The organism is Microvirga sp. P4_G7, from assembly GCF_056401005.1.
Window position 1 is genome coordinate 1 of record NZ_JBFUKD010000880.1, and the last position, 1,282, is coordinate 1,282.

At 58.2% G+C, this 1,282-nt stretch carries 1 protein-coding gene; it reads left to right on the top strand.

The window, feature by feature from the left end:
• A partial coding sequence (locus AC1DT3_RS21585; RefSeq protein ID WP_477467232.1) for a cadherin repeat domain-containing protein occupies window positions 1-1,282 on the top strand: 1,282 nt, incomplete at both ends.

Sequence of the window (1,282 nt, forward strand, 5' to 3'; positions counted from 1 at the left end):
CATCAATAAGGGCGAGACGATCCTGCTCGATCCAACCGGCACATCGACCGTGACGGATGACGGTGTGCTGGGCAGCTTGAAGATTTGGACACAATCAGACGAAAGTGCGGCCCAAGTAAAGTTCGGAATCTCGACGCTCGGTGGGGTCGTGGCACTTCCCGATGGACTTGTGATCGGCGGCAAGGTTCGCGTCGACGGCGTCGACATCGGCACAATCACGCAGGACGGTACGACGAATGAGGGCCTCGTTGTCACGTTCAACGAGAATGGGACGGCCGCTCGCGTACAATCCCTGGTTCACGCGCTTAACTTTACCAGCTTGGACGTTGCCGACTTTCCGCGAAAGGTGACCTACCACGTCGTACTTCTCGACCAGTACGGGCTCTGGACTGACGACGCGCAATCCTCGGTCAATATCTCGGATCCCGCCAATGATCCCGCCGTAAGCGTAACCCCCCAAAACTACTCCATCTTGGATACGCAAACCGTCACCCTGTTCCCAGGGGCCACCATATCGGATCCTCAGAACGACGAACTGACCCTGGTAGTGAGGCTGAGCCAAGCAGCCAACGGTACTCTCACGGGCTATACATCCGGAAGCTATCAGAAGGCGGCAGGGCTATATTTTCTGAAAGGGACTGCCGCGGAAGTTCAGGCTGCCTTGCAAAGTCTCGTGTTTGTTCCGAAGGATCGCGACGATCCAGGTGCGATCGAGACGACAAAGTTTTCGATCGAAGTGATCGATTCAACGGGCTTTACTAAGAACAGCACCGTCAGCGTCAGCGCGCGTGATGGCCTCGGGAACGCCGCGCCGACGGATGTCCTTTTGTCGGAGACGACGGTGAAGGAATTCGCGGCCAACACATCCGGTATCGGCACTTTGAGTGCGGTGGATCCCGATTTGGGCGACACGTTCACATATGCGTTCGCGAAGGATGTGAACGACGTCACGCAGGATGGCGAAGGTCGCTTCGACATTCAGGAGATCAACGGCGAGTGGCTGGTGGTCGTCAAGGATGGCATTCGGATCGACTTCGAGCAGAAGCGCACGTTCGAGCTGGTCGTGAAGGTCACCGATCTCGCGGGCGCCTCGAAGGACGTTCCGATCACCGTTGCGGTTCGTAACGTCGGCGTGGAGATCGTCAACGGAACGGCGAACGGCGACCTGATCAAATCTGGATCGGGCGGCGATCAGCTCAAGGGCAACGGCGGCAACGACACGCTGCACGGCGGCGGTGGCAAGGACACGCTTACCGGTGGCGCCGATAACGATGTCTTCGTG